Origin of the sequence: Paraburkholderia phymatum (assembly GCF_038900715.1) — a bacterium.
GTDB lineage: Bacteria > Pseudomonadota > Gammaproteobacteria > Burkholderiales > Burkholderiaceae > Paraburkholderia > Paraburkholderia phymatum_A.
Genome location: NZ_JAYMRZ010000029.1, coordinates 89,695 through 109,644 on the forward strand (window position 1 = coordinate 89,695; position 19,950 = coordinate 109,644).

The window sequence follows — 19,950 nt, forward strand, 5'->3', positions numbered from 1 at the left end:
CTCGCCGTCGGCATTTTGAAAAAAGTAAGCAACGCTCGTCGGCTATCGCTTGCCGCTTATGTGCGCGTTGACACGCGATTCCCCAGCACCGCTGCATTTTCGGGCATGCCGTCATTTTTTCAGGTAGGCGGTAGTGCCGCTTGCCCGGAACACTCTCGCCCTCTTTCTCACCGTTCTCCCGGAGCGCACGGGACGTTCGAGTGCTGGGTACAAGGAATTCATGCGGCTACCGCACGGGAAACAGCCCGCGACACTCCAACCGTCAAGCTCGAATAGCACGTATGTGATAACGGCAAGAATTCCACGAACCTGAGCGTCTCACGTTATACACTCGAGATCCTTTACTGCACCAGCCGAGGCGGCGTGATCGCCCCGTAATTCGGCCCGGTCCCGCCCGAATTGGCCGTGGTACATTTGCTCTGGTCAGCACTCATCTGCACAGTCACGTATGGAGTGCTACCGTTGCCAGCTTTCAGGATGTGCAAACACGCGAACGCTAGAATCGTGTGGTAGGCACCTGTGCCACTCGTTGCTACTGAGTCGACGACCGGCACGATCTCCCATTCGCAACCATGATTACCAGCTGCGCTACAGGCGTTCGTATCGTTGAACAGGTTGTTCGCCGTGCCGCTTTTGATCCACGTGGAATCCCCAATACTCAGAGGTGCGGCATTACCAGTGGTAATCATGCCGTCGATACAACTGTCGCTTTGCGACGAGCTGCATCCGTTAGTCGCCAGATTAAAGGAGGTCCACTGGCCGGCATCACAGGTCGATGTCACATGGTAGGTCGAGCCCATATCAAAAACATACGGCTGACCATTGGTCTGCGTTTCTTTTTGTGTGCTATCGAGTGTCGGCCCGTTCGGGTACAAGATTGGAGCATTGTTGACGGTGCTCCAGAATTGCTGATACATGCACAAGGGCATCGCCATCGGAAACAACCCGTGTGGACCAACGTAGCCCGGCCTCGATACAACAGCGGTCGCTGTCGCCGCCGCCTTCATGACGTTGACCCCAATGACCCCCGCCAAATACGTCGGTATCCCGCCATTGGCATTGGACGGATCTTTGACGACGGTCACCTGAACAGCCGGCATGTCGTTGACACCCGGCGTGATACCCGGGTTTTGCAGACCGCTTGGTGAACCCGTGACATTCCAATACCCGGATGCTGTAGACACCACATTCACGACCGCGCCTTGAACGAGGTTCGTGGGTGTTGGTTTACTGGACGTGACAATACTCGAATTGGTCGTCGCAAAATTCGACGCCGTCGTCTCCGAATCCGTCCAATCCGGTTCGGTAACCGTGGTGTTGTTGCACTCGGTGCGCCGATAAAGGCAACCCGCACCCGCCATGGCCGCTGCATCTGCAGCATTTTGAAGTTCGTTGCGCGCGACCAGCAGGTTGCCAATGTCGATCGCCAATGCCGCGATTCCAAGCAGGAAAACCATGCACAGTGCAACCATAATGGCCACTGCACCTTTCTGCTTCTTTCTGAGCCCCATTCGCATGATGCCTCCTTACTCGTTGTTCATCACTGTGTTGGCAGACAGCGTGATCGGACCGGTGATGGCGGAGAGCATATAACCGAGACCCAGTCCGTTGTACGTGTAGGAGACTGACACTGACAGCGGCTGACCGAAGGTTCCACCCGCGCCCGTGGATGTCACCACCGGCGTGTTGTTCGTCTTGGCAAATGTGAGCAGATAGCTCGATGTATAGTTCAACACGACTGTCTGAATGTCTGTCGCGGTAAGCTTCGGATTCTTCAACACGACCCCTGCCCGAGCACCTTCACGACTGGCATTGGTAATCACCGCCTTGTCGTAAAGGGCAACCCCCAACTCTACGATACCGAAGATAATCAGTAGCAGGACCGGCAGCACAATGGCAAATTCCACCGCTGCCACTCCACTCTCTTTTTTTTGGGGGTAGATAGGAGGGTAATACCGATGTTCTTGAAGCGTTGCCATTGTAATTCTCCCCGTTAAAACCGATGCAAGCAGATTAATTCAATATCACCGTTACAGATCTGACCAGCGGCAACCCGCGCAAGAGCTCCACTCAATTTAGAAAAGACCCGGAACCACCCGGAAACGCACCTTCTTCTTATAGGCGCGATACAGTGCGTCGGCCGAAAGCAGCCGTTCTTCACGTACAATTCTTCCGGCCTGCAACGCGAACTGCATCGCGAAAACTATAATATTTTGCATTCCGAAATTTACGACTAGAAATCCGATATCAGTAGTAAAATATCCAAAGTACATTGGATGGCGCATAAACCGGTAGGCACCGTTCGAAACAACACCGCGGTTCGCCGGCAGAATGCCGAACGAACCTCGCAAAGAGGCCTTCGCAAATATCTGCCAGCAGATTCCCACGGCCTGGAGCGCTGCACCAACGGTCTCCGGCACAAGCTTCACACCCGGCTCAAGCTGGACAGCGAGAAAGTAATAGCTGCCACCTACCGAACATATAAACGCGAATGGCGTCCAGTCGCGTCGGAAAGGAATCCTGGCAAAGAGCGAGAGGCCGACTGTGAGACACTCCGCCACGACCAGCAACAGCAGCGTGATACGTCCTGGGTCGGTGCGCCAATGCATGATCGCGCTGAATGCAAACAGGCCTAACAATGTTGCGGAACAGGTTCGCGCTGAGATTTCCAACAATGCTTTACGCAGATGTGGCGACGCGTCACGCGCTATATTCGCCTGCCCTTCAACGGCAATCGCCGCAGGCAGTGTCTTCTCATTGATAGTTGTTATCATGGCTTCCCCGCGATTCATTCCCGATTCGTTTCACCCCGCCAGCCGCTCCATGGAGCTTGCTGATGGACCACGTGCAACCATATTTCCGTACTTCTGTGAGTCCACATACCTTCCACCACTGACGCCCCAGTGTCTCGCAGCGCCTGCTCACTGGATCCGATTTTCAGCCATGAAATCATCAAGGATCTTCATCAAGCGGGTGACGTATTTCCTTACACTTTCCAACTCCACACTATCCAGTGTTTCATCAAGATGGGTGATTTCGCGATTGACGGCTTCGAAATATCCATCGATCGACGACCGCCGACCTGCGATAAAGCGCAACAGTATGCGCCGCCCGTCCGTCGGATCTGTCTCACGCTTGATCATCCCGGCCTTTTCGAGGTTCTTCAGGGAAATCGTGATACTGCCAGGCGACAGCCCCATCCGTTTTGACAGCCGGCCGGGCGTAACGGGTTGCACCTCGTCGTAATAGGCGACTTCAAGGCATTCCAGGTCGGTGACGCTCAGTCCGAGTTGCGTCGCCACAAACTGGTTGAAGGCCGCCAGCTTGACGCCCAGTATGAACCGGAGCCTGACAACATCAACGCGTTCTTCAGGGATACGTTGCATGGTTCCTCCAGCCAATCACTGCAGCGGCATTGCACCGCCTGTGTCGATAACCATCGTCGGCAGCAGCACGCGAACGATCTGAATGAACGCCGGACCAAGCAATACCAGCATCAGCGTCGGAAATATGCAGAACATAAGTGGAAACAGCAGCTTCACGGCAATCTTTCCGGCGGCCTCTTCCGCCTTGAGCCGTCGCTTGAGCCGGAGATTGTCAGAATGCACACGTAACGAGTCGCCCAGGCTGGTGCCGAAGCGCTCGGCCTGAATCAGCATTGCGACCAGCACGTCTATTTCCTGGACACCCGTGCGTAGTGCCAGGTTCTTGAGCGCCGACTCCTTGCCCATGCCCGCTCTGAGCTCCAGCACAAGAAGCTGCAACTCGTCGCTCAGTGTCCGGCTCTTGACGTGCATTTCATCGGCCACTTTCATTAGCGCCGCGTCCAGCCCGAGGCCAGCCTCCACGCACACCGTGAGCAGATCCAATGCATCAGGAAAGTCCTCGAAGATGGTCTGCTGGCGCTGACGCACCCGGCGGGCGAGCGCGAAATTTGGGAGGTAGTAGCCGATGCCTGCAAGCACGAGCAGCAGCACCAGAAGCAGCTCGCTCTTTTCGTTCGACAGATACGGGCCGGCCGTCACGACACAGACAAGGGGCAGCCCGAACACGAGGAGGGTCTTGGCGGCAAAGTAGACCCCAGGAGCCGACTCGTTGCGCCACCCGGCGTGCATGAATTTCATGCGCAGCGCCGATCCCTCCCAACCATCTTTCGGAATCGCGAGTTTCGCAATCGGCTTCGACGCTTCCGCAAGCTTCTTTACCCATTGAGCCTCTTCGCCATCCACACCTTCGGTCGAAGGGCGCTCGTTGCTGGTAAGGCTGCCGAGGCGGCGATTGATCGAGTTCGGCATCAGCAGTGTCATCACGCCGAATGAGACAAGGGCGACGATCGCAAACACGGCGGTCAGCAACAAGAGTTGTTCTGTTTTCATGGCGGGCATGGGATCGACCCATCCTCAAAGAATGAAAATGACACGCTACCTTAGACGTGGATACGGATGATCTTGCGCATCCAGACCACGCCGAACATCATCATGACGAGCGCCCCGCCGACCAGCTTGTTGCCGATCGGGTCCGTCCACAGCACCCGAAGGAAGCCAGGATTCATTAAGGAGATCAGGAACGCCACCACAAACGGCAGGAGACCCAGCACCCACGCGGACAGCCGCCCTTCGGCCGAGAGCACCCTGACCTTGCCGAGCAGCGCCAGCCGGGCGCGAATGATCTGGCTGATGTTGCCGAGAATTTCGGCCAGGTTGCCGCCGCTCTCCCGCTGAATCAGGATGGCGATCACGAAATAGCGCAGGTCGTTGATCGGTATGCGGTTGGCGAGCCCGCCCAGTGCATCATTGAGCGACACGCCGAAATTGATCTGATCGAACGTCGTGCGAAACTCGCTGCCGATCGGCTCGGGCATTTCATCGCCCACCATGCCGAGCGCCGTCGAGAACGAATGCCCGGCCCGCAGCGACCGGCCGATCATGTCGGCCGCCTCGGGCAACTGCTCCTCGATCGCCTTCATCCGCTTGCTCTTGGCGCGACTGACCTTGAACGGGGCGTACATACCGGCGACCAGCATTACGGCTATGAGCGCCAGCGGCGGAACATAGAACAAAAAGCCCATGACACACACCACGAATGGCGGAACCACGGTGTACGCAAAGAGTTTTCCGATCGACCAGTTCAGACCGGACTGAACCAGCCAGCGGTCCACCACCTGGATGCGCGGCACCCACAGCAGCATTCGTGTCAACAGCGGCGATGCGCTCAACTCACGCTGCTTGAGAATGGACATCGTCTGGTCATTGCCGTGTCCGCCGGCAGACATCATGCGGATCCGGCTTTCGACGCGCTTGGCCTCGCTGCTGTGGCGGCTGCGCCACCACAGATAGCCCGCTTCGATCAGCAGAACGATCGAGAAGAACACCAGGATGACGAATCCATAAAACTGAAAGTTCATGTCCGGACGCCTCGCAGTAACGCAGCCGTAGCCGCCTTCCGTTCGTTGTTGTTTCGTGCTTCCATTGAACGGCGCCTATACCGGGTATTGCCTCGACGGGTCGTACAGCGAATCGGGCACAGCCACGCCAAATGCCTGCAGGCGATCGGAGAATTTCGGCCGCACGCCCGTTGCGCAGAAATGCCCGCACACCTTCCCGTTCTTGTCGACTCCGGAGCGCCTGAACGTGAAGATCTCCTGCATGTTGATGATGTCACCTTCCATCCCGGTAATCTCCGAGATGCTCGTGATCTTGCGGCGCCCATCCGTCAGACGCGCGGCCTGGACGATGACACCGATTGCCGAGCTGATCTGGTGGCGTGCGGACTTCTGCGGCAGATTCAGTCCAGCCATGCCGATCATGTTTTCGAGTCGCGTCAGCGCATCGCGAGGCGTATTGGCGTGGATGGTCGCGAGCGAACCTTCGTGACCGGTGTTCATCGCCTGCAGCATGTCGAGCGCCTCCGCGCCGCGCACTTCGCCGAGGATGATCCGGTCGGGCCGCATCCGCAGTGCATTGCGCACCAGGGAGCGCTGGGTAATCTCGCCTTTGCCTTCAATGTTGGGCGGACGCGTTTCGAGCCGCAGCACGTGCTCCTGGCGCAGTTGAAGCTCGGCCGCATCTTCGATCGTGACGATCCGCTCGTCGGATGGAATGAAACCCGACAACAGGTTGAGCATGGTCGTCTTGCCGCTGCCGGTGCCGCCAGAAATTAGCACGTTCACCTTCGCGGCGGACAGCGCTTCGAGCACCTGCATCATGGGTGGCGTGACGCTTTGATACTCGATCAGGTCTTTCACGCTCAGCGGATTGACGGCGAACCGGCGAATGGACATCAAGGGGCCGTCAACGGCGGATGGCGGAATGATTGCGTTCATGCGGGAGCCGTCCGGCAGACGTGCATCGACCATCGGGTTCGATTCATCGACGCGGCGGCCAACACGCGACACGATCTTCTCGATCACTTTCATCAGATGCGCGTCGTCGTAGAACGTCACGTCGGTCAGTTCGAGCTTTCCGCGCCGTTCGACGTAAATCTGACTGTACGTGTTGACGAGAATGTCCGAAACGGTTGGATCGGCCAGCAGCGGTTCAAGCGGCCCGAAGCCGAGCATTTCGTCGCGCACGTCGCGTATGAGATGCCGCCGCTCAACCTCGTTGATGGGAACGTTGTCTTCTTCGACGATGCGTTCGACAAGTTGCGCGAGCTCATTCTGGATCTGCTCGTTTGACAGACGCTGCAGCTTTTCCAGTTCGACGCGATCAATGATCGCCTGATGGACGTTCCTCTTGAGCTCCTGATAGGCTTTTTGCGCCATTTTTGTGCGCTGCGAAGCGTAGTCATGTGCCGGTGCGTCAGCGTGCTGGGAAAACTGCTCACGCAATGTTTTCACGTTGTCCATTCTGGTTCTCCTTGTATCGCGCCTCGTATCGCGCCGCGCATCGCTCAGGCTCTGCTCAGCGCCGGCCGGCTAAAGAACTTCTGCAGCATGCCGCTGCTGCTCCGCGCACTCGCTGGCGGAGACGAGAGGCTGCACACCAGTTCCCTCAGTCCTTTCGAAACGCCACTCGATTTGGCAAGCCGCAGAATCGGCACACCCTGGTTGATCGACGCGGACACGGACGCCTTGTCTTCGGGAATCACGCTCGCCACGCGCAAGCCCAGCGCTTTCTCCAGTTCCGGCAGCCCCACCGGGCCCTTCTTTTCATAGCGGTTGACCAATACGCGGAGCTTGTCGCCGCGATAGCCAAGCGAGCGGAAGATCTCCAGCAGCGTGCGGCCGGCCCTCAGATACGGCAGGCTCAGTTGCAGCACGGGGAAGATGCATTCGCTCTGATCCAGCGCGACGATCGACACATTGCTGATGCTCTGTCCGACATCGAAAATGACCAGATCGTATTGAGGGCGCGCGAGATTCAGAATGCGCTGCAGATGCTCGGGCTTGATCTCCTTCGCGCGCGCCGGGTCGGGAGCGCCGGCGAGGACATCGAACGCGTCGCTGACTCGCGTCAGGCATGCTTCGAGGAAGGCGGGATCGAGCCGCTCGATTTGCGTGCTGACATCGGCGAGCGTAGCGGGCGGCGTGATTTCGGACACGAGGAACGCCGATTCGCCGAACTGCGGGTTCAGATCGATCAACAGCGAGCGCTTACCCGCCGTCGATGCTGCGAACGCAAGGTTCGCCGCCAGAAAGGACGTGCCGCTTCCACCCTTGCAGGACACGAATGAAATGATCCGCCCCTCGCGTCGCGTGCGGTTCGTCTTGCGGGCGATGCGGTCGACGGCATGCCGCAGGTCGTTAGGATCGGCCGGCCACGGCTGGACATCCCGCACGCCCGCGCGCATCGCGCGAATGAGCAGGTCCGCGGACGGTGACGGCGTCAGCAGCATGCATGTCAGCTCGGCATGATTCGTCGCAATGGCCAGCAGCGCATCGAAGTCCTGTTGTGTCGGTTGCGCACTGTCGAATATCAGCAGGTCGACGCCATCGAAAGCTTCCTTGTTCGTGCCGAGATCGAGCAAGCCCGCCGTCGAGGTCCTGACGCGATGGTGGGAATCGCCCGCCTCGATGACCCGTGCGATCGCGTTCGCGTGCGCCGGATCGGATGAAATCGTGAGAATGTCGATCATTTCATTCTTCCTGTCATGAGCGATGGTCTAGCCACGGGTTGGATTGGTACCGCCCATGTTGAGGCTTTCGCGCAGTATGGTCGGTGGCATAGGCAACGGAAGCAGCATAAAAGACATCAAGGTGTTCACCGCAACCCTCGAAATGGCCACAGTCGACGTGTCTGGCGTGGTATTGATTAGTTCTACGATTTTCATGCTACTTCCTGCCTTGCTCACAGCGCCGCGCGCGTACCTGATGCGCGGTACGCGCGCGGCACCGTATCCACCCGTTTGATTGACGCCATGCATGACGCCCTCTCGTGCCTGTTTCCGTTACTGACCACCGCCGGCGTTGCCGCTGCCTACGCCGATAACGAATGCATTCGCCGGCGTCGTGGAAGCTCGGAAGGCCTTGTCGTAGCTGTCCATGGCCGTCACGGCGGACTTGCCGTCCATGTCCTGCTTGGCGTTCGCATGGTGGCCGGCGTCCGGGTCGATGATCTGCGCCTGGGTGACGGCCTTGAGCGCCTGGCCAAAGTGCGCATCCCAGATCGGCGTGCTGGACATGCATCCGTTCAGCGCGGCGCACACGGGCAAGACAAGGGCTGCACGGCGCGCGAGATTGACGAGTTCGAGTTTCATGAGATTCCCCTTTGCATCACATCAATGGTCCAGCGCACGGCTTGACGCACCTGCGCTCGCGACGTCCTGCTGGCCGCCGCCTGCGGCGAGCCTGCTCGCGGTGGCTTCGATGCGCGCAATGCGAGCGGCTTCGTTGTCGGTCGTCTGTGCCGACGGCGGCGCGGACGTCGGCTTTTCCGGCGACGGCGACGGCCCTGCCGTGCCCCGCGTGCCGGGTTGCGCAGGCAACACGGAAGTGACCTGTGCGTCGTGCGGCGGCACTGCCATCACCTCGGGCGCAGCGGGCGCCTGAGGTGCGGGTGCCGGTGCGGGAAGCTGCGTCGGCTGTGCGTTGGGCGGCGTGCCTACGGGTGCCACGGTCGTCCTGCCGTGACGGCCTTCCATGTTGCCCGTCGCATACACGTCGGCTTCGTTCGTCTGCGAGAAGCTGTCCGTCGGCAGCGGATAGTTCGCGGTCTGCATCGGCTTCACGAGGTGCGGCGTGACGATGAACACGAGTTCCGTCATGTCCTGCTGGAACGATGTGCTACGCAGCAACGCGCCGAGAACAGGCACTTCGCCAAGACCGGGAACGGCTTTCAGCGCGCCCGTGATGTTGTTGCTCAACAGGCCGCCGATCGCAAACGACTCGCCATCGTTCATCTGCACGACCGTCGATGCGCGGCGCGTGTTGATGAGCGGCAGGATGGAAACTCCGCTCGTGCCGGAAGACGAGACCGTCACACCCGTTGGCGACAGCTCGGACACTTCGGGCGCCACCTTCAGGCTGATCCGCCCATTCGCCAGCACCGTCGGCGTGAACCGCAGCCCCACGCCGAACTCTTCCTCCTGCAGCGTGATGCTCGACACGCCGTTGCCGCTGCTCTGCGGAATCGGAATGAAGATCTTGCCGCCAGACAGGAACGTCGCTTCCTGGCCGCTGATCGTCACGAGATTCGGTTCGGCAAGAATCTTGACCAGGTTGTCGGTCTTCTGCGCATCGACGGCGAGATTGAACGGACGGTTGTTGGCCTTGCTGACGGCAAACGCACTCGTCACGCCCGCGAGCAGGTTGCTCACCAGCGCACCCGTCCACGAGCCGAAGCCGCCCTGAATGTTCACGGCCGCGCCCAACTGGTTGATCAGCGACTTCGATACCTCCGCCACCTTGACTTCGAGCATCACCTGCTGCGGCGTATCGACGACCATCATGTTGATCACCGTGGCCGACTTGCTGGTGCTCGCACTCTGCTGGCTCACGCTCGCCGTGCCGTTGCCCGAATTCGCCGAGGCCGCCTGCTGTTGCTGCGTGGGTTGCGAGTCCGCGAAGGCCTGGGCGATCTGCATCGCCTGTTGCGCAGCGGGGCCGCTCGACACGCGCCCGGCCATCACCAGATTGCCGGCTGCTGTCGATACGCGGATGCCGCGCTCTTCCGGCATCAGCTGCCGAAGCGCCTGCTGCAGACCCTCGGCGTCGACATTGACGATCACGTTGATCATCGCGCAGGCCCCGCTCTTGCCCTGCACGATCATGTTAGTGGTGCCGACCGTCATGCCGACGACGTAAAGCGTGCGAGGCGACACCAGCGCCGCCTGCGCGACGACCGGGTTGCCCAGCGTGCGATTGCGCGCGGGCTCGGAAAGCGGCACGAGAACCGATTTGCCGACGGGCACGGTGACGTTGGTTTCATCGCGGATCTCCCCTGTGCAGCTCGGGCCGCGCAACGGGATCGGCCCGCTTACCGCCGCCGCGCCGCCCGCGCCGGGCGCCATCGCGACCATCATCGGCGCCGCGCCGCGCATGGCGGGCAACGGCGGATTCGGGCTGCGCTTCGCCGCGAGAATCGGGTTTTCGATCGCCTCTTGCGCCTCGCTGGTCTGCGCGGCGACGAGGCCAAAGCAAAGCGCCGCAACGAGCGCCGTGCTGCCCAGTGAGCGGTGGCGCGTCTGGCGGCCGCTCGAGAATCCCTGTTTCGTCTTCATTTTTGATGCCCCCGTTACCCGATGTCTTTCGATCGCAACGTGCAGTCGTCCCCGGCGCCTGATGTCGGGCGCCCCGCCCACGTGCTGTCGGCTTGCGCCTAGAAACACTCCATGCTGCCCAACACGCCCGAGAGGACGCCTACGCAATCGCGCGGCGCCGCCGGGCGCGCCGCATAGTGCGTGCGTACCACAGGGCGCGCGGCGGGTGCCGAGGCAGCCACTGGTGCCGGCGTGCCGAGCAGCGTGAATTTCGTCGCGCCGCGTGTCGGAAGCTCCGCGGTGTCGACCTGGTTGCGCAGCACGAGCGACAACGTCCCGACACTGCGCGCCAGATCGAGCTTCTCTGCCTGATCGGGCGTGACTTCGAGCGTGACGGCATTGACGACCTTGGGCTTGGTTTCGTCGCGCCCGACTTCCTGAGCGACGGCCAGCACCAGGATTTTCTCGAGCACGATCTTCGAAATGCTTTCATCGTTACCCGATCCCTTGCCGCTGCCCTTGTCCTGCTGCGTACTCACGATGATGTCGACGTAGTTGCCAGGCAACGCGAAACCCGCCACGCCGATCACATCGTTGACGCGCACGGTGATCGCGCGGCGCCCCTCAGCGATCACGGCCGACAGACCGCCCACCGTACCGACGGGCGTGAGCTTACCGTCGAGAATCGGCTCGCCGCGTAGCACACTGTTTTTCATCACGCGGCCGTCGAGCTTCTGGACATCGTTGAACGTGCCGGGCGGCACGCTGCCCGATGGCCAATCGACCATCTTGATGAATTCCGGGCTCAGCCGCTGTCCGAGATTGATGTCCATGGCCGCGACGGCAACCTTGGCGGTCATGCCGGACGATCGGTCGACCAGCCAGCGCGATGCCATCGCCACGGCGCCAAGCCCGGCTATCGCAGCAACCAGCAACATCACTACGGCACGTACGTTCTTCATGATGACTCTCCTGATTCCTGACCTGTTTCCTGACTAGGGTTTCCGGCCGTTTAACCGGTCCATTAACCGGCCGCTGATTTTTTTGCGGCCCTCTCCGAAGGGCCCTGCTGTTGCGGCGGCGTCTCGTGCTCGCCGACGACCGCGAAATAGCTGTTCCACGCGCGCAGCAGGTTCAGCGCGTCGGCGATGGGCGGCTGGTCCAGATACCTGGCGTTGGCCAGCACGATGCGCAGAAGATCGCCCGGATAACACGCGAGCAACGGACGCCCCGACGTCATGTGCAGGTGATGAACGAGGTATTCGAAGGCGTCGTCCTCCGACGCGACTCGCAGCTCTTCGCAGCGGCGTTCGTACACGGCCCGGTATTCGGCGACGTCGAGCGCGCCGACATACAGCTTGCAGCCGAGGCGCCGGAAGAATGCCTCATCGCCCAGATCCGCCGGCGAGAAGTTGCTCGAGAACGCAACCCAGACATCGAACGGCAACGAGAAGCGCAAGCCGGTATGCAAGGTGAGCATGTCGCGGCCACGGTCGAACGGCACGATCCAGCGGTTGAGCAATTCGGCCGGCTCGACACGCTGACGTCCCAGGTCGTCGACCACGTAAAGACCGCCGTTGGCCTTCACGTGCGGCGGCGCCTGATAGAAACCGCTCGCGGCGTCGTAGCGCAGCTCGAGCATGTCGAGCGTGAGTTCGCCGCCCGACACCACCGTGGGCCGCCGGCAGATTTGCCAGCGCGCGTCGGTGGGCGCCCCCTGCGCCCCGTCGGACGAAGCGACGTTGACGGTTTCGTGAATCAGAGGATCGAAAATCTGGATCACTTCGTTTTCGACGGCGATCGCATAGGGCACGGCGATGCGCCCCGGCAGCAGCTTGCCCAATCGTTCGGCAAGCGAAGTTTTTCCGCTTCCCGGCGGGCCGAAGAAGATCACCGGCTTGCCGCTGTTGACCGCGCCGCCGATGTCGTCGAGCAACGATGTCCTGACCGTCAGCCCGGCGAAGGCGGCGCGCACCTGCGCGTATGTCACGTGCGTGTGCCGCACGGATTGCCGCGCGAGGACGGCTTCGTAACTCGCGAGCGACACAGGCGCCGGGCCGACGTAGCGGCAGCGGTTCATGAAGTCCGCGGCGCGCTGACGGCCGCCTTCCGTCAATTGAAGTTCGACATCAAGGTCGCTGGCGCCGCGCCGGACGATTTCGAGAATCCGCTCCCGCACGCCGAACGCCACGACGCTGTCGAGCACAATGGCGCCGAGCTTGAGCCGCTGCACGAGTTGCGACAGCGTTACTTTGCCCATCACGAATGCCGACTTCGCGACGAGTTCGAGAAGGAAGTTCTGGTCGAGGCCCGTTTCCGCGATGGTGCGCGGCGCGCGAGCCAACATGCCCGTCCCGTCCCCGTCGGTACGTGCACGGCTTGCGTCATGCAGGCGCGTCACGTCGGCCGATGCCTGCGGCACCGTGTGCTGTTGGTCTTTCACGTTGTACCCCCGATTGGTACCGCGCATCGCGCGAAGTGTCTTTTTGCTGCTTCTTTTGCCCTTCGACGTGGGCTCTGTTCTTGTGTGAATCGCTTCTCGTCAAACGATGCCAGTTCCGGCGCGCAGAATCATGATGCCCAGCGTGCCCAGCGCAATGGCCACGCCATAAGGCAGCGACCCGACGGAAGGCATTGCGGTGCCTTTTGCTTTTTCAAACAGCCCGCCGCCTTGACCGCCCTTCGAAAGCAGGATGGCCAGCATGTTGGCGCCTGCCGACTTCAACGCGCCCCTGAACACGACGACTGCGAGCGCCCAGATGCCACCCAAAGTGCAGGTCACCAGCACGATCTCGAACGCCAGCTCCGGCCCGACGAACGCGCCCACCATCGCCATCAGCTTCACGTCGCCCGCCCCCATGCCGCGCAGCAGATAGAGTGGAAAAAACAGGCATCCACCCGTCAGTACACCGAGTCCCCACGACGAGTACCCCTGAGCTGCACCATGCAGCCAACACTGCACCGTGAGCGCCAGCGTCAGTCCCGTTACCACCAGCACGTTAGGAATGCGACGCGAATGCAGATCCGAACCGGCTGCCACCGCCAGCAAAAGCAGCAGACAGATGCCGACCGGAAATTCAAAAGCGTTCATAGCGGTCCCCCATTTCTTCTGTGGCAAAGCTGAACCGACCCGCGATCAATGACGGGTCGCGCCGCGTTGATTTTTTAGGGCACCGTGATGCCGCTGAACCAGTTGCCGACGCCGGTGAAGAACTGATTGAGTCCTCCGCCGATAGCCGTCGCGCCGGCGATGATGCTGATCGCGATCAGGCCCGCGAGCAGGCCATATTCGATCGCCGTCACACCATCTTCTTCAAGCGCGAAGGCACGGGCCAGGTCGAGTTCTGCTTTCATCTCCATCCCCCTAAAAGACGTCTGCTTTTTCCGCCTTCCTTCGCGGTGACGATCATGGAGCTGCCCGGTGCGAAGCCAGGCAGCTCCCTTCACGCCGGTGCGTCGTCTGCTCAGGCCGTTTGCGGCAGCTTGCCCGCAATGGCGTTGAACATCCCGTTAAGGTTCGTACCAACGAGGCCAGCACCGGCGATGATCGCCACCGCGATCAACGCAGCCAGCAGACCATATTCGATCGCCGTCACACCATCTTCTTCGCGGGCAAATGCACGGATCAGGTCGAGAGTTTTTTGCATTTTGAAGCTCCTCAAAAAATTAAGTTGGTTTACTCAGGTACGCTAAACATGCCCGCTGCGGGACCGAGCATTGGAAAAAGCTGCAGACTTCACAGCCGGAGTTGGCCTGGACTACCGGATCGGTGCTGGAGCGCATTATCGTGATTCACCGCGCTCCAGCCCTCACCCTCCCCAACGCCACTTGCTTCGGGAACCTCAACGACGGCCAAACCCGTAATCGAAGTTCCCTGATCTTCGTCACGATCGATGGCCGAAGCCCGACCGTGCCGAAGTTTCCGACGCCGCAGAACTGGACCCCCCGTCAGTTGTTCTGCAGTGCCTGAAACTGTGACGCCCGTTTTGTTGAAGCTACGTCGCGCCACCGTTGCGGGCATATAGCCAGAACGGTGCCATGTGTGCCGAAAGCCTTACCGCGATTAGTTCATTTAGTTAAAAGAACAATTGCCTGATGCGTCTGTGACGGCAAATGTTTCATAAGTGAAAACTTGCAGGGCTGGGCAATCGTGGTCCACGCAGACACGAATGTGAGGAGGCGAACAGAAAAAGTATGAGGAAGCCGTCAGGTCGAATCGGGCGTGATGGGGAGCATTTCACGGTAATTCAAGGCACCACAAGACATCCCCGACGTGACGGTCGTGGGGCCGCTTGTGCCCATACGCGGATTTTGTTGTGACGAATCTATGCTCCCGAACGTTCACAATTTGTTACAGCTTCGAAACATCAACTTGCGGGCAAAAAAACCCGCTGAAAATACGCGTCCGTTAAAACGAGCGGTATAAACTGCTCGGCCGGGTCCGTGGGAGCGCCTCCATATGGCGGATTCGGCTAGATCTAGACTGATGAATACCCTAATTTTTAAACTCGCCGGGCAATTCGGCCATCGCCGTCACATTTTGTTACATGGCCGATACATGAGAGGTAATCATTGCTTCTCTGGGTCGGAGCTCACGCCGGAGCGCCCCGAGGTTACAGCAGCGCTCGACCGTCCGCCGATTCGCCTTACGGATAATTCGGAAGAAACCGATGGCTCGGCCGACAATGCGCAACGGGCGGCACGTGCGCAAATTCGGTTGAACCGCGAACGTTCGAAAGATCACGATTTCGCGGCTGTTTCCGAATCCCGGCGCTTCGCGCCGTCGATACGCGCGGCTTACATGGACTGTCGGGTCCCGGATGTCGTCAGGATGCATCGGGCACCCTTGTGTGGTTTCGCTCGATGACAATAGTGACGGTGACGGCCGCTGTCGCGAACGTGAGGCCTGCGTGGTGGCAGGGCAGACAGCAGGCCATTGCAACAGGCTACGATGTCCGGAGTCTTGATATACGGTGCCGGGAACGGAAGAATCGGGCAGCACGAACGCGCCCCCAGATTGACCCTCCACAGCCCCCATCAACAGGAACGAATCGCGACGCGCGAACCTGTCGCGATTCGCAACCTTCCGTCTGGAAAACGGGCCACACGCGGGGATCTCCCCTTACACGTACTGCTTGTAGAACTTTGCCATGCTCCGAAGTGCAACGTGACACCGGCCTGAATAGTCCTTCAATCAGTAACGGTGCGGGCACAACGATCCCTACAGTTGCCACGAGCGGGATCAGGCCGAACAGCAGCAGACGCCTTGCGTGGCGAAAACGGGCTGGGACTTATGGACACCGCGCGCACGCCTCACATGGCGCGCGACGAGCCGGTCCGTCATGGCAGCGAGCATCGATAGCGCAAACTGTGGCAGCTTCATGACAAGCATCGCCACGGGTGTTCCCACGAGCTTCACACCATGCATCGCGACAATTACAACCGTGCGACCGTCACCAAATATCAGGTTCCCCGTTGCGTCCCCAACCTGCAGTTGATGCTCCGCCGGCAACATACGCATGCGCAGATGCGTCAACACCCGTCCACCCGAACCACGTCCCAATACTCCGAATGGGCTGCCCTCTGTGCGAATTCAGGAGCGGGCGTGTCTGATCGAGGTAATAGCGCACCAGGGGGCGGCCAGTTTGTCGGCGACGCCTGAACGCTATTGCTACGATCGCCGTGGTGTTTTCTACGACCACGGATAACGGTAGTTACCGCACTAAAGAACCGATATCACTATTTTCCGCAATATCCACGTGCTATACACTACCGCGAAAACAATATCGCGGGGGAGCATATGGCGTCGATATCAGCATCTGAGGGCCGTGAGATACCGGGATTTCTGTTCGTCGAGGCGAGCATCACCAGTATGCGTGGCTGCCCGGCGCGCCTGGTTCTCCTTTGCTCAGGCTCTTCTTCCGCAGAACCTTTATGATCAGCGTGGCACCTGACATAGTCATTGCGTCGGTGAGGCTACTACCACTACGGTGTCGATGCACCTGTTCAAACCTGCCTGATTGAAAACATCTCGTGACACGGCTTGCTGTCAAACTTCCTCATCTGGCCTTTGCAAATTCAATGAGTGTCGAATGAAACGTGAGCTGCTGCGATTCGCGATTGCGGGCGCGATTGGCTTTGCCGTCGATTCGGGACTGCTGTACGGCATGCTCGCAATCGGCGCGGGCTATCTCGGCGGCCGCGCAGTCTCGTTTCTCACGGCCGTGTGGGCGACGTGGCAGATGAACCGGCGCTTCACGTTTGTCAAAGACAGCAACAAATCGGCCTGGACCGAGTGGTGGCATTATTTCTTCGTGATGCTAGCCGGCGGCGTCATCAATTACACGGCCTATACCGCTGCCATCCTCTTGCTGCCGAAGAACGCGCTGCTGCCGCTCATTGCCGTCGGCATCGGTGGAATCGCCGGGATGACTGTCAACTTCGTCAGCGCAAAACTGTGGGTGTTCAAGGAACAGCGGAACGCCTCCCCGAACCCCTCGTTCGACGAACACACTCATCAATCGCATGTACGGGAAGGCTAGAATCGAAAGGCGATAAACCGATAAAGCGACAAAGCACAGCATCACGCATAGGCCAACCGAATGGAGAAACGTCGGGATGCGCCGTTTCAAAAGCGAAACGAATTTGAGCAGCGTGGGTCATCCGTGAGAACACCGGTCCACCCGGGCTCGGAATACCTTTTCTAAGTATCGATCGCAGCTGTCTGTCTGGTTGCCCCGCAACGCTCGCGCCGGGTTTGACGTATTCGCACAAGCGGCATTTTCGGACAGAAGACGATCATCTCCGAGCGGAGCACATCGCATTGGACAGCAACGCAAAAACGTTTGCGCGACGCCATTGGCTTTGCTTGAATGAGCAACCCCGCAAACGTCTAAACTGGCTAACTATCAGGCACCTGGGTATCGAAGTGCTCAGGTGTTTTCCGCAGATAGCACAACTACATCACAACCGGCTGATTCATTTTTCATTTGTGAAACAAAACGATGTTTCACCTCATCTGCTGGACTTTCAAATGAGTGACCGGACTGGCGCGCCGCATTGATTTGACCGTCGCCGCAGGTGCATCTTTCTTGAGACGGCGAGCAGCGCCTAAAAGTAACGCATAGCACCGCGCTAACCGTGTAACAGAGTCTGACAGGACACGAAGCCCTTCTCATAGTTGAAACAATTTTTCGATCCGCTTTGAACGGCTTGCCTTGCTTCTTCAGATGAGCCGTCAGAAATGGGACTTCAGCCTTCGGTGGCACGGATCTGGCTTTTCAGAGCCGCGAGCGAGGCTCTGCATCAGTATCAGAATGACTCGCTGTAATGCTCTAACCGGGAGCAACAAAATAGCACGGTGCACGGCGTGTTATTACCGGTTTAGAAAATCACAAGACCAACACAAGCTATAACGGGGATCACATTATGTCTGCCAGGACCGGCAAGCAGCTCATTTCGCTCGTTGTACCGTTCTACAACGAAAGCGATGCCATTCCGCGCTTTTTTGCCGCCGTCACTCCGGTACTCGAAGCGATCGATAACATTCGCTTCGAAATCGTTTGCGTCAACGACGGCAGCAGCGACAGCACCCTTAGTCAACTGATCAGCCATCACGTCCGGGATAGCCGGATTCGCGTGATCGATCTCACACGGAACTTCGGCAAGGAAGCTGCATTGAGTGCGGGCATCGATGAAGCAATAGGGGATGCAGTGATCCCAATCGACGCCGATCTGCAAGATCCGCCCGATCTGATTCCAATCATGGTCGAGCATTGGCGCAATGGTGCGGAAGTGGTCGCGGCCAAACGGGCGAACCGCGCATGCGACACGTTCCTGAAACGTGCAGCCGCCGCGACCTACTATCGCGTCCACAACGCGCTCTCAGATGTGAAACTGATCGAGAACGTTGGAGACTTCCGCCTGATGGACCGCCGGGTCATCCATGCGCTGCGGAAACTCCCTGAAAGACGGCGCTTCATGAAAGGGCTGTTCGCCTGGGTCGGGTTTCAAACTGTAATCGTCGAATACCGGCGCGACACACGCATTGCCGGCCGTTCAAAGTTCTCCGGCTGGAAGCTTTGGAACTTTGCGCTCGAAGGCATCACGAGTTTCAGTACCGTGCCGCTGCGAAGCTGGAGCTATATCGGTCTGCTGATTGCCACACTCGCGTTCGCGTATGGTGCCTACATCATCGGCAGCACGCTCCTTTTCGGCAATCGCGTCCATGGCTATCCGTCGCTTCTCACTGTGGTTCTTTTCATGGGCGGCATCGAACTGATCGGGATCGGCGTAATCGGCGAGTACATCGGGCGTATCTATTACGAGTCGAAAAGCCGACCTGTCTATCTGGTCCGACGTCGCTATCAGGCCAAAACCAAGATTAGTGTCTTGCCAGTCGGCCGCCGTCATCCAGACAGGTTCAACGAAAAGCGGGCGGATTTTTCCCGCCGGCATGTCGTAGCGCGCGTACGGGCCGTTAGCCGTTAACTTTCACGGAGCAGACCATGTCTCCCGACGCTTATCTGCAGATGGCCGCGACTGAGGAGGAACACTGGTGGTTCCGGGGACGACGCGACGTGCTACGCACAGTGCTGTTAAAGCTTAATCTTCGCTCCGACGCCAGGATACTCGAAATCGGCTCCGGGACAGGTGGCAATCTCAATATGCTGGCCGAATTTGGCACCGTCTGCGGACTTGAGATGGACGAAACGGCACGGCATCTGGCCGTCCAGAAGACTGGCCGGCGCTTCGATATTCGCGCAGGACGATGCCCGGACGAACTGCCATTTCATGGTCAACGTTTCGACGTGGTCTTCTTTTTCGATTGTCTCGAACATATCGCCGACGATGTGGGTTCACCTGAGCGCATGCAGAAGCTCCTTTCAACGGACGGAATGGTCCTCGTGACCGTTCCGGCCTGCCGATGGTTATGGAGCGCGCACGACGTGTTTCTGCATCACCACCGACGATACAGCAAGCCGTCTCTGATCGCATGCGCACGCGCGGCGGGCTATAAAGTCGAGGTGATTTCCCACTTCGATACTCTGCTTTTCCCGCTTGCGGTCATCGCACGATGCTTTGACAAAGTGTTCCGAAGGCGCGCATCCAGTGAAGATGCGACCCCCATACAGCTCATGAACTCGGCTCTTTACCGGATCTTCAAGGCAGAATGCCGCTGGCGGTCACGCCGCTTCTTTCCGTTTGGTGTTTCGCTATTTGCGGTGCTCACCAGGGATGTCGCATGACGTGACGTCTGGCCAGTATCCCGTTGGTACTGTCCGACCGGCATCAACATGGTCAATAGAACGA

At 59.3% G+C, this 19,950-nt stretch carries 19 protein-coding genes; 3 read left to right on the top strand and 16 right to left on the bottom strand.

Annotated features, from left to right (window positions below):
- Positions 1–341 precede the first annotated feature (341 nt).
- The 16 genes from VSR68_RS36425 to VSR68_RS36500 form a co-directional block, all read right to left on the bottom strand.
- Complete coding sequence (locus VSR68_RS36425) at positions 342–1,517, bottom strand: TadE/TadG family type IV pilus assembly protein (protein ID WP_342944370.1); 1,176 nt, start codon at positions 1,515–1,517, stop codon at positions 342–344.
- A gap of 9 nt (positions 1,518–1,526) precedes the next feature.
- Positions 1,527–1,979: a TadE/TadG family type IV pilus assembly protein gene (locus VSR68_RS36430; RefSeq protein WP_342944371.1), complete on the bottom strand. Its 453-nt coding sequence runs from the start codon at positions 1,977–1,979 to the stop codon at positions 1,527–1,529.
- Between the two features lie 96 nt (positions 1,980–2,075).
- The gene (locus tag VSR68_RS36435; RefSeq protein WP_342944372.1) at positions 2,076–2,792 is read right to left on the bottom strand and encodes a methyltransferase family protein; all 717 of its coding nucleotides are present in this window, start codon (positions 2,790–2,792) and stop codon (positions 2,076–2,078) included.
- A 129-nt stretch (positions 2,793–2,921) separates the two neighbouring features.
- Positions 2,922–3,386, bottom strand: coding sequence for a MarR family winged helix-turn-helix transcriptional regulator (locus tag VSR68_RS36440; RefSeq protein WP_342944373.1), 465 nt, complete (start codon positions 3,384–3,386; stop codon positions 2,922–2,924).
- Positions 3,387–3,401: 15 nt separating this feature from the next.
- A complete protein-coding gene (locus tag VSR68_RS36445; RefSeq protein ID WP_342944374.1) occupies positions 3,402–4,385 on the bottom strand; it encodes a type II secretion system F family protein in 984 nt (327 codons plus the stop codon).
- 41 nt (positions 4,386–4,426) lie between these two features.
- Positions 4,427–5,404 (bottom strand): type II secretion system F family protein, encoded by a 978-nt coding sequence (locus tag VSR68_RS36450; RefSeq protein ID WP_342944375.1) that lies wholly within the window; start codon positions 5,402–5,404, stop codon positions 4,427–4,429.
- 75 nt (positions 5,405–5,479) lie between these two features.
- On the bottom strand, positions 5,480–6,847 hold the full coding sequence (locus VSR68_RS36455; protein WP_428983667.1) for a CpaF family protein: 1,368 nt from the start codon (positions 6,845–6,847) through the stop codon (positions 5,480–5,482).
- Between the two features lie 44 nt (positions 6,848–6,891).
- On the bottom strand, positions 6,892–8,076 hold the full coding sequence (locus VSR68_RS36460; protein ID WP_342944376.1) for an AAA family ATPase: 1,185 nt from the start codon (positions 8,074–8,076) through the stop codon (positions 6,892–6,894).
- Positions 8,077–8,103: 27 nt separating this feature from the next.
- Positions 8,104–8,271: a hypothetical protein gene (locus tag VSR68_RS36465; protein ID WP_342944377.1), complete on the bottom strand. Its 168-nt coding sequence runs from the start codon at positions 8,269–8,271 to the stop codon at positions 8,104–8,106.
- A gap of 117 nt (positions 8,272–8,388) precedes the next feature.
- The gene (locus VSR68_RS36470; RefSeq protein WP_342944378.1) at positions 8,389–8,697 is read right to left on the bottom strand and encodes a hypothetical protein; all 309 of its coding nucleotides are present in this window, start codon (positions 8,695–8,697) and stop codon (positions 8,389–8,391) included.
- 21 nt (positions 8,698–8,718) lie between these two features.
- Positions 8,719–10,659 (bottom strand): type II and III secretion system protein family protein, encoded by a 1,941-nt coding sequence (locus VSR68_RS36475; protein ID WP_342944379.1) that lies wholly within the window; start codon positions 10,657–10,659, stop codon positions 8,719–8,721.
- 98 nt (positions 10,660–10,757) lie between these two features.
- On the bottom strand, positions 10,758–11,600 hold the full coding sequence (gene cpaB, locus VSR68_RS36480; RefSeq protein ID WP_342944380.1) for a Flp pilus assembly protein CpaB: 843 nt from the start codon (positions 11,598–11,600) through the stop codon (positions 10,758–10,760).
- Between the two features lie 62 nt (positions 11,601–11,662).
- Entirely contained in the window at positions 11,663–13,081 is a 1,419-nt protein-coding gene (locus tag VSR68_RS36485; RefSeq protein ID WP_342944381.1) for an ATP-binding protein, read from the bottom strand.
- Positions 13,082–13,180: 99 nt separating this feature from the next.
- The gene (locus VSR68_RS36490; RefSeq protein ID WP_342944382.1) at positions 13,181–13,729 is read right to left on the bottom strand and encodes an A24 family peptidase; all 549 of its coding nucleotides are present in this window, start codon (positions 13,727–13,729) and stop codon (positions 13,181–13,183) included.
- A 74-nt stretch (positions 13,730–13,803) separates the two neighbouring features.
- Positions 13,804–13,992, bottom strand: coding sequence for a Flp family type IVb pilin (locus VSR68_RS36495; protein WP_342944383.1), 189 nt, complete (start codon positions 13,990–13,992; stop codon positions 13,804–13,806).
- A 110-nt stretch (positions 13,993–14,102) separates the two neighbouring features.
- A complete protein-coding gene (locus VSR68_RS36500; protein ID WP_342944384.1) occupies positions 14,103–14,285 on the bottom strand; it encodes a Flp family type IVb pilin in 183 nt (60 codons plus the stop codon).
- Positions 14,286–16,730: 2,445 nt separating this feature from the next.
- On the opposite strand from VSR68_RS36500, the gene VSR68_RS36505 reads away from it, so the two are divergent.
- The 3 genes from VSR68_RS36505 (at position 16,731) to VSR68_RS36515 (ending at position 19,886) form a co-directional block, all read left to right on the top strand.
- Positions 16,731–17,180: a GtrA family protein gene (locus tag VSR68_RS36505; protein ID WP_342944385.1), complete on the top strand. Its 450-nt coding sequence runs from the start codon at positions 16,731–16,733 to the stop codon at positions 17,178–17,180.
- Positions 17,181–18,066: 886 nt separating this feature from the next.
- Positions 18,067–19,128, top strand: coding sequence for a glycosyltransferase family 2 protein (locus VSR68_RS36510; protein ID WP_342944386.1), 1,062 nt, complete (start codon positions 18,067–18,069; stop codon positions 19,126–19,128).
- A 17-nt stretch (positions 19,129–19,145) separates the two neighbouring features.
- Positions 19,146–19,886: a class I SAM-dependent methyltransferase gene (locus VSR68_RS36515; protein WP_342944387.1), complete on the top strand. Its 741-nt coding sequence runs from the start codon at positions 19,146–19,148 to the stop codon at positions 19,884–19,886.
- Positions 19,887–19,950: the final 64 nt, after the last annotated feature.

Excerpts from the sequence above, each read along its gene's own strand:
- VSR68_RS36425 (WP_342944370.1), bottom strand. The coding sequence starts at position 1,517 with ATGCGAATGGGGCTCAGAAAGAAGCAGAAAGGTGCAGTGGCCATTATG.
- VSR68_RS36430 (WP_342944371.1), bottom strand. The coding sequence starts at position 1,979 with ATGGCAACGCTTCAAGAACATCGGTATTACCCTCCTATCTACCCCCAA.
- VSR68_RS36435 (WP_342944372.1), bottom strand. The coding sequence starts at position 2,792 with ATGAATCGCGGGGAAGCCATGATAACAACTATCAATGAGAAGACACTG.
- VSR68_RS36440 (WP_342944373.1), bottom strand. The coding sequence starts at position 3,386 with ATGCAACGTATCCCTGAAGAACGCGTTGATGTTGTCAGGCTCCGGTTC.
- VSR68_RS36445 (WP_342944374.1), bottom strand. The coding sequence starts at position 4,385 with ATGCCCGCCATGAAAACAGAACAACTCTTGTTGCTGACCGCCGTGTTT.
- VSR68_RS36450 (WP_342944375.1), bottom strand. The coding sequence starts at position 5,404 with ATGAACTTTCAGTTTTATGGATTCGTCATCCTGGTGTTCTTCTCGATC.
- VSR68_RS36455 (WP_428983667.1), bottom strand. The coding sequence starts at position 6,847 with ATGGACAACGTGAAAACATTGCGTGAGCAGTTTTCCCAGCACGCTGAC.
- VSR68_RS36460 (WP_342944376.1), bottom strand. The coding sequence starts at position 8,076 with ATGATCGACATTCTCACGATTTCATCCGATCCGGCGCACGCGAACGCG.
- VSR68_RS36465 (WP_342944377.1), bottom strand. The coding sequence starts at position 8,271 with ATGAAAATCGTAGAACTAATCAATACCACGCCAGACACGTCGACTGTG.
- VSR68_RS36470 (WP_342944378.1), bottom strand. The coding sequence starts at position 8,697 with ATGAAACTCGAACTCGTCAATCTCGCGCGCCGTGCAGCCCTTGTCTTG.
- VSR68_RS36475 (WP_342944379.1), bottom strand. The coding sequence starts at position 10,659 with ATGAAGACGAAACAGGGATTCTCGAGCGGCCGCCAGACGCGCCACCGC.
- cpaB (WP_342944380.1), bottom strand. The coding sequence starts at position 11,600 with ATGAAGAACGTACGTGCCGTAGTGATGTTGCTGGTTGCTGCGATAGCC.
- VSR68_RS36490 (WP_342944382.1), bottom strand. The coding sequence starts at position 13,729 with ATGAACGCTTTTGAATTTCCGGTCGGCATCTGTCTGCTGCTTTTGCTG.
- VSR68_RS36495 (WP_342944383.1), bottom strand. The coding sequence starts at position 13,992 with ATGAAAGCAGAACTCGACCTGGCCCGTGCCTTCGCGCTTGAAGAAGAT.
- VSR68_RS36500 (WP_342944384.1), bottom strand. The coding sequence starts at position 14,285 with ATGCAAAAAACTCTCGACCTGATCCGTGCATTTGCCCGCGAAGAAGAT.
- VSR68_RS36505 (WP_342944385.1), top strand. The coding sequence starts at position 16,731 with ATGAAACGTGAGCTGCTGCGATTCGCGATTGCGGGCGCGATTGGCTTT.
- VSR68_RS36510 (WP_342944386.1), top strand. The coding sequence starts at position 18,067 with ATGTCTGCCAGGACCGGCAAGCAGCTCATTTCGCTCGTTGTACCGTTC.
- VSR68_RS36515 (WP_342944387.1), top strand. The coding sequence starts at position 19,146 with ATGTCTCCCGACGCTTATCTGCAGATGGCCGCGACTGAGGAGGAACAC.